This is a genomic window from Propionispora hippei DSM 15287 (assembly GCF_900141835.1).
Lineage (GTDB): Bacteria > Bacillota > Negativicutes > Propionisporales > Propionisporaceae > Propionispora > Propionispora hippei.
The window spans coordinates 19,743-27,813 of the sequence record NZ_FQZD01000044.1 but is presented as its reverse complement, the minus strand read 5'-3'; the positions used below and the strand labels follow the sequence as shown (position 1 = coordinate 27,813).

At 42.6% G+C, this 8,071-nt stretch carries 6 protein-coding genes; 4 read left to right on the top strand and 2 right to left on the bottom strand.

Going from position 1 to position 8,071, the window contains the following annotated elements; genetic code table 11:
• A partial coding sequence (locus F3H20_RS17330) for a transposase (RefSeq protein WP_149736119.1) occupies nt 1-225 on the top strand: 225 nt, incomplete at its 5' end.
• 437 nt (nt 226-662) lie between these two features.
• Here F3H20_RS17330 and F3H20_RS17325 read toward each other — a convergent pair.
• Nucleotides 663-1,331 carry a flavodoxin family protein gene (locus tag F3H20_RS17325; protein ID WP_149736118.1) on the bottom strand — a complete coding sequence of 223 codons (669 nt, stop codon included), beginning with the start codon at nt 1,329-1,331 and terminating at the stop codon, nt 663-665.
• Nucleotides 1,332-1,807: 476 nt separating this feature from the next.
• A complete protein-coding gene (locus F3H20_RS17320; RefSeq protein WP_149736117.1) occupies nt 1,808-3,211 on the bottom strand; it encodes a phosphoglucomutase/phosphomannomutase family protein in 1,404 nt (467 codons plus the stop codon).
• Nucleotides 3,212-3,493: 282 nt separating this feature from the next.
• Between F3H20_RS17320 and F3H20_RS17315 the strand changes: the two genes are divergently transcribed.
• The 3 genes from F3H20_RS17315 (at nt 3,494) to F3H20_RS17305 (ending at nt 7,973) form a co-directional block, all read left to right on the top strand.
• Nucleotides 3,494-4,966 (top strand): RNB domain-containing ribonuclease, encoded by a 1,473-nt coding sequence (locus tag F3H20_RS17315; protein ID WP_149736116.1) that lies wholly within the window; start codon nt 3,494-3,496, stop codon nt 4,964-4,966.
• Nucleotides 4,967-5,302: 336 nt separating this feature from the next.
• On the top strand, nt 5,303-6,112 hold the full coding sequence (locus F3H20_RS17310) for a nitroreductase family protein (protein ID WP_149736115.1): 810 nt from the start codon (nt 5,303-5,305) through the stop codon (nt 6,110-6,112).
• A 163-nt stretch (nt 6,113-6,275) separates the two neighbouring features.
• A complete protein-coding gene (locus tag F3H20_RS17305; RefSeq protein ID WP_149736114.1) occupies nt 6,276-7,973 on the top strand; it encodes a CocE/NonD family hydrolase in 1,698 nt (565 codons plus the stop codon).
• The last annotated feature ends 98 nt before the right edge of the window (nt 7,974-8,071 follow it).

Genomic DNA, 8,071 nt, shown 5'->3' with positions numbered 1-8,071 from the left:
CAAGAAGTGAGAACACTCATTTATACAACGAATGCGATTGAGAATTTCAATCGTCAGCTGCGCAAAGTGACTAAGGCAAAATCCGTATTTCCTACTGATGACAGCTTGTTAAAAATGTTGTACCTGGCTATGATTGATATTACTAAAAAGTGGACGGGGCGACGTAAAGATTGGGGACAAATCCATTCCCAATTAGAAATATTCTTTGCCGACCGGCTGGACTAGCTTGACAGCCGGGCTAGTTTTCGTATAATGCTAACAGAGGGGCAATCAGCCTATCTGACTGTTTTGCCCTCTTAAAAAATATTGCTCTTTTTTATGCTATTTGGAGTTTACACAAAATCAGGGATACACCCAAAGATTACTCTGTAATTCAGCTCTCGACCTTATCCTGACATTTGGACTTTACACAAAATTTTACGCGCTACCTTGCAATCTTGTTTCCATTTCCTCCTGGTACAAGAAAAAGACAGGGGACGGTGGTGCTGTCTTACTATGTTTTTCAATAAATCCTTCCTCCAAAACACATCCACCGTCCTTGCGTCTTTCGATGTTTGTTCACAAGAAGCTGTAGATTATAGCTTAAAATTAGATAAGACTATTACCAATAATGTCGATGTAAAAGTCTAACCCTACAGCCTCTTTATTTATCAAATCAATTCTTATATATTCATCATTTTCACGTACTCTTCAGGACTACTAATTTCCATTTGAAGTTTACATTTCGTATTGTCAGATACTTGATTGCTGGTAACAAGCTCAAAACCAGCCTTTTTTACATATTCTAAATATTCATCTACGACAGTTTTTATTTCAGGGTCGCGAGTTCTTAGCAAAGTACCACAATTCCTATAAATCTCTAATGCTGGATTACAAGACTTGAAGACTTCTTTTATAGTTTCAAAATTTTTTACTCCTGGAAAGCCACAATTTGAAATGACAATTGCCTCGGGGAACTTTACTCTAAGCTCCATATCATAATGACCATCATTCTTTGTCGTTACAGGATGTCTTAAAGGAATGAGGCGATCTACAAAATTTTTCAGAGCAGCAGTCATATTCCAACTGTAAACAGGCGTGGCAAAGCAAATGATATCTGATGACATATACTTTTCAAGCAGCTCTTTCATATCATCATTAAAAACACATTGTCCTGGCGTTTTAAACCAACATGAAAAACATCCTGTACAATGATTAATATTTTTATTAATCAAAAATACATTATCCACTTCCGCACCTGCTAATTTAGCACCTTCTAAAAATTTCTGAACGATAATATTGGTGGTACTCTGCTCTGCGCGGGGACTTCCATTAAACGCTGTTATTTTCATCTCTTTTCACCCTTTTCATTTTTCAGATATGCAATTACTCACTATATCTCCTCACAAATTTAGTTTATGGTATATTTAAAATACTATCAATAAACGAACCGTAGAATCACACAACAGATAGCCTAACAGGAAATTCACTGTTAGGCTAACCTTTATATTTTTAATTATACTGAATCTCCAAATAAACATTACTTCGTTGGCAAGTAGTGCAAAGCTACTTTATTTTGAAGTATGCAAGTTATATCAGGTAATTTACAAAGCAAGGGACTATACTAATAAAGGGGAGAGATAAATGTCAATACAAACAATTGAAGTAATGGCTAAAGGGGTCGAAAATAATATTAACAGTAGATCATTTACTCCTGCGGATTTGTAATCTTTTATTTACATAAACAGAGCTGTTGATTTGTGACACGCCTTTATTATTTCAAAATGAAATATAAAGGCGTGTCACATGACCGAATGCTGCTAACGCATTACATGGACTGAGCCAATTCTATAGCCCCGGCAAGTACATTTTCCAGCTCAACACTGGTTGATAATTCTGCGTAGATACGGATAATGGGCTCGGTCCCCGATGCCCGGAAAATCAACCAGCCGTTTTCAAGTTCCAGCTTACAGCCATCGGTACATTGCACAGACAGTACTTTGCTGGTACCAATCGACGCAGGCGGCGTTAGCGCTAAGCTCTCCATCAGTGCTTTCTTCTGCCTGTCGGCTAAATGCAAATCCCTACGGCCATAATAGAACCAACCATGTTCAAGGGACAGTTCATCAAGCAGCTTCCCTAACGGTTTACCATAGGCAGCCATCATTTCTATGAGCAAGAAAGCAAGCAGCAGTCCATCACGTTCAGGAATATAATTCTTGATTCCGAGACCGCCGCCCTCTTCTCCGCCAATAAGAACATCCTCTTTAAGCATTACTTCCGTAATGAATTTGAAACCGACGGGAGTCTCATAGAGCTTGCGCCCATATTTTTCAGCCACACTTTTAATCAATCCTGATGCACGGAGCGATTCCACCAAGCCACCGCTCCAGCCACGCTTCTCGATAAGATACTTGGCCAGCAATGCTATAATCTGGTGTGCATTGATGAACCGCCCATTCTCATCTACCGCGCCGATCCTGTCACTGTCCCCATCCACAGCCAGGCCGCTATAAGCATGGTTACGAGTTACTGCTTCCTGAAGGAACCGCAAATTCTTTTCAATGGGTTCCGGGTTGACGCCCCCAAAGGAAGGGTTATATTCTGAACGTACTTCTTTGAGATTGATGCCCAGCTCACGGGCCAGTGCCACAGCATAGCCGCTGCCAGCGCCATGCATGCAGTCAAATACGATCGGCTCCTTAAAGGAATATATTGTTTTTAAATCCAGCACGGCTTTAACATGGGCAAGATATTCCGTTTGGGGAGAAAAATACTGAACACCAGACAAATCGGCGATTGGAGGCTGCTCACTGTTGGCCGCTTCCAGCTTATGTACGTATTTCTCTATGGCAGCTACGATTTCCGGCGAAGCCGACCCGCCGTACGGCGCCTTAAATTTAAGTCCGTTATATTCAGGCGGGTTGTGGCTGGCGGTAATCATAATGCCGCCAGCGGCCTGACGGTCTTTTACCTGCCAGGTGAGCGCCGGAGTGGGAAGTATCGCATCAGCCAGCCATACCGTGACACCTTTGGCAGCCAATACCGCCGCGCAGTTTTCCGCATACTGCCGCGAAAGAAAACGGGCATCATAACCGACCACTATGCCCTGCCGCTGTTCATTGCGGTCTATTATATAATCAGCTATGGCCTGAGCAACAAGACGGACATTATGAAAAGTAAAATCCTCGCTAATGATTCCCCGCCAACCGTCTGTACCAAATCTAATCATGTTATACCTTCTTCCTATTCGTCAAAATTGATTTTATATCGTTAAAAAACAATCCAACTATTATGAGTCTTCACAATTTCATGATACACGTAACAAAATATTCTGTCCATCTCAAGAATGTAAATATTCGCAGTTGATTATACTTGTTATTGACGTGCCGTCTGCAGGAAAAACCGTTTCTGAACCAGAAATGCTAATCCAGACAGACTCTTAACAGCTAACAAACCTGGCTTGACCCGGCAATCAATCAATGAGAATAAACAGAGTTATGAGGAGGACAAAGTGAGTAATAACATTGACAAACACCATCGTTCCCGTTTGCAGCGAATTGCCCATCAGGTGATGATCGAAAGAGGTCTTTTCCCGGACTTTTCTACTCAGGTTATTGACGAATTAATCAAACTTGGCGAAAATACGCCTAAGCTGGAAGCATCAATACGCGATCTTAGAGATCTATTATGGTGTTCCATAGATAATGATGATTCCAACGACCTGGACCAGCTTACCGTTGCCATCATGCAGCCCGGGGAAGCAGTAAAAATTCTCGTGGCGATCGCCGATGTGGATGCTTTAGTAAAGAAGTCCTCCGCCATCGATGAGCATGCCCAACATAATACCACTTCTATTTATACAGCTGCCCAAATATTCCCTATGCTGCCTGAGAAACTCTCCTATGATCTTACCTCGCTCAATGTTGATTCAGACCGGCTGGCAATCGTTGTGGAAATCGTTCTCGCCGGAAATGGTACTATACTTAGCTCAGATATTTACAGAGCCATGGTTCGAAACCATGCAAAGCTGGCCTACAACAGCGTTGCCGCCTGGCTGGACGGTGCGGCATCCATGCCGCCCGCTGTTGCTACGATACCCGAACTAGCAGAAAATATCCGAATACAGCATCAAGTGGCGCAAAAGTTAAAAGCGCTCCGCCATATGCACGGTGCTCTGGATTTTGAAACCATAGAAGCCCGTCCTGTCTTTGATATTGACGAAATCAAGGATTTAGAAGCCGAAAAACGAAATAGTGCCAAAGAACTGATTGAGGATTTTATGATTGCGGCTAACGGTGTTACGGCCCGCTACCTGGAAGCGAAAAAATTCCCGTCACTACGGCGTGTCGTGCGCACACCAAAAAAATGGGAACGCATTGTCGAAATTGCTTTGCACCATAATTTTGATTTACCCAAACAAGCTGATTCAAAGGCGTTAGCGGTATTCCTGGCAGCACAACAAAAGGCTGATCCGCTTCGTTTTCCTGATCTTTCCCTCAGTATTATTAAATTGTTAGGCGCCGGCGAATATGTTGTCGAAGTCCCCGGTGAGAAATCGGCCGGGCACTTTGGTTTAGCAGTCAGGGATTATGCCCATTCCACAGCTCCCAATCGCAGGTATCCGGACTTAATTACGCAACGGTTGCTAAAAGCAGCCTTAGCGAACAGCCCGGTTCCGTATCAGCTTGATGAACTGAAACTGCTGGCCAGACATTGTACCGAGGCCGAAAATGTAGCGCAGAAAGTGGAACGGCAGGTTGGCAAATCGGCCGCAGCCATACTATTGCAATCCCGAATCGGCGAAAAATTTGATGCCTTCGTTACCGGCTCCTCCGAAAAAGGAACCTGGGTTCGTCTACTTCATCCACCTGTCGAAGGAAAACTTGCTGACCACTTTATCGGTGAGGCTGTCGGACACAGAGTCAGAGTAAAGCTGGTACACACGGACGTCGAACAAGGACATATTGATTTTAAAAAAATATAGTTAAAAAAATCACCTCAAGCCTAAGCCCTTCCCAAAGACTCAAAATCGAGAAAGAATACAAGAGTCCAGCTAACTAAAGTCAAGAAAAGTATTAAAAGAATCTGGATACGCCTTCTTTGTTTAAGATTATGCAGTTGGCAAACCTGCATAATCTTAAACAAAGGAGGCTGTTTTTTTGACAAAAGCATACTCATACAAACTTTATTATAATTCTATGATCAATTACAGTATGTAAATAGTTAGTATCATACTTATAAGTGTGTACTTGCTATTTCACTCATACCATTTTATTATTATCATGAAATACAAATTATTGGTAATTAGGGAGTGAACCTATTGGAATTAATCCATGTGGATTCAAAAAAGTGTACTAAATGTGGAATTTGGGTGAATATATGTCCACCTAGAATTATTCAAATGAAAGAGAATGGGCCAGTCCTTTCTAACCCTACATCATGTATAGCCTGTGGGCACTGTGTTGCCATATGTCCAAATACAGCCATGGATAATAACAAAACGCCCTTATCAGATCAACTTCCTTTGGAAAACTCTCCAGTCATTGATAGCAATAGTGCATATCAGTTCATCCGGTCACGTCGTTCCATTCGTTGTTATAAGAATCAAAAGATTCCACGTGACTTACAACTGAAATTACTGGATATCGCACGCTTTGCTCCTACAGCTAGTAATAAACAGGGCATTTCATATATTATTATTGACGATGCAGAAATACTCCAAAAGACAACCCAAATAGTAATTGAATGGATGGAAGAGAATCAATCGCATTGGTGGAGCTTTCCTATACATATACGTGCTTATAAGGAACTTGGTATTGACGGAATTATGCATTCCGCTCCTACCCTCATCGTAGCAACCGCACCAAAAGATTTTAAAAATGGTCGCGAAAATACAATTTTATCAATTTCTTATTTGGAATTGTTTGCTAGTACTTTGGGGCTTGGTTCTGCATGGGCGGGCCTTTTCGAAATGTGCGCTTTTTCAAACTATCCTCCCCTGCTGGATTTATTGAAAATCCCAGAACACAAGTCAATCACCGGAGCAGTTATGGTTGGTTATCCAAAATATAGTTTCAAACGTCTCGTAGATAGAAATCCGCTCAATGTGACTATATTAAGCAGCAATTAGCCATGATCTCACACTAGTATTCCTTATACCGAAGAATAAGATCTACGGTCTTGTCTGCTTAAGGTGGGCCTGAATAACAAATTTAACAGGGGGATATACTGCTTTAAGCTAAAGGCTAATCAACTCCGGCAATCACTCTTCGCAAAAAGGGAGTATATGTGAAATGAACAAATTCTTGGGGCGCCCTGACCTAAAGCCAACGGATTTTTATGACATTAAACCGGGATTGAACAACATAGTAGTGGGTACCGTGCATTACGGTAATCAAGAGATGATTTTAGAGAAGGATGTTCCTGTTACACTGCGGGATGGTATCACACTCTATGTGGATATTTTTCGCCCCGGCAAGCCGGGAAAGTTCCCGGTGGTCATGTCAGCTGATGTATATGGGAAAGATGTTAAAGCCCGTTTTCCTTCATTTCGTCCTACCTGGCCGACCTTAGGCACTATCCCGGCATCTGAATTTACTGCGGAAGAATCGCCGGACCCCGGCTTCTGGGTGCCAAACGACTATGTGTTGATCAAAGTTGCCTTACGGGGAAGCTCAAAATCGGAAGGTGGGCTTTATCCCTGGTCTCGCCTTGAAGCCGAGGACTATTATGAAATCATCGAATGGGCCGGCGTTCAGGAATGGAGCAACGGCAATGTGGGAACAAACGGCGTATCATATCTGGCAGTTACCCAATGGTGGGTGGCATCTTTAAACCCTCCACACCTAAAGGCGATGATTCCTTGGGAAGGGCTTAATGATATGTATAGGGAAATTGCATTTCATGGAGGAATACCCGACACGGGTTTCTTCCGGTTTTGGGCGGATGGTCTTTTAGCAAGGTGGCCTAATAATAAAGAAATGGAAGATTTGACGGAGGGACAAAAAGCACATCCGTTGCTTGATGACTACTGGAAGAACAGACAGGTAAGTTTAGCCGATATCAAAGTGCCAATGCTTGCTTGCGCCAGCTGGTCCACCCAGGGCTTGCATAACCGGGGCACCTTTGAGGGTTTTAAGCAGTCTTCCTCCAAAGACAAATGGCTGCTAGTCCATGGTCGCAAGGAGTGGGAAACCTACTATGCAAGAGAATCACTGGAACGTCAGAAATCATTTTTTGATTATTTCCTGAAGGGTATTGAGAATGATTGGCGAGCTACTCCACGAGTATGCCTCGAAGTTAGAGAGAAATTCTACCTAGGACAGATCCACTTTGAGAATGAATGGCCGATAGCCCGAACAAATTACATCCAGCTTTATCTTGACGGCGAAAAAATGTCGCTGCAGGATAAATCACCCAAAGATGAAATAAAACTGTCCTATAAAGCTGATTCAGACCAAACAGAGAATAATGAGCTAAAGTTTAAGATCACCTATAAAGAGGACACCGAACTCACCGGATATATGAAGCTTAAGCTTTGGGTCTCTACTGACGATACCGAGGATATGGATATCTTTATCGGCATTAAAAAGTACGATAGAAGAGGTCATGAAGTGTACCTGCCTGACTTTAATCATATTGAAAACGGTCAAGTAGCCACTGGATGGTTACGGGTTTCCCATCGGGAACTGGATACGGAAAAATCTACTCCTTACCAGCCATGGTTGAAGCACACACGATCCTTGAAGCTAACGAAAGGTGAGATAGTTCCAGTGGAAATTGAAATCCTGCCTTCAAGCACACTGTTTAAAGCGGGTGAAAGTCTGGTGCTGATCGTTAAAGGTAGCGAGATCATTACAGAAACTAGCTCGCCCAGCCGGAAAGTGCGTTATGAACACATGGAAACAGTGAACAAAGGAACTCATTGGGTTTATGCCGGCGGGAAGTATGATTCATTTCTTTTGGTACCGGTGATTCCTGCAAAAGATTAGTTAAGACAACCTGTTCAGCTTCACTAATACCCGCAGTAGATACCCTTTATGCCGTCTAATTGGGTGAGCAATTTTGACATGGCTTGTTCGCCTATATG

Coding starts and splice junctions, on each gene's coding strand:
- F3H20_RS17320 (WP_149736117.1), bottom strand. CDS start 3,211: ATGATTAGATTTGGTACAGACGGTTGGCGGGGAATCATTAGCGAGGAT.
- F3H20_RS17305 (WP_149736114.1), top strand. CDS start 6,276: ATGAACAAATTCTTGGGGCGCCCTGACCTAAAGCCAACGGATTTTTAT.
- F3H20_RS17325 (WP_149736118.1), bottom strand. CDS start 1,331: ATGAAAATAACAGCGTTTAATGGAAGTCCCCGCGCAGAGCAGAGTACC.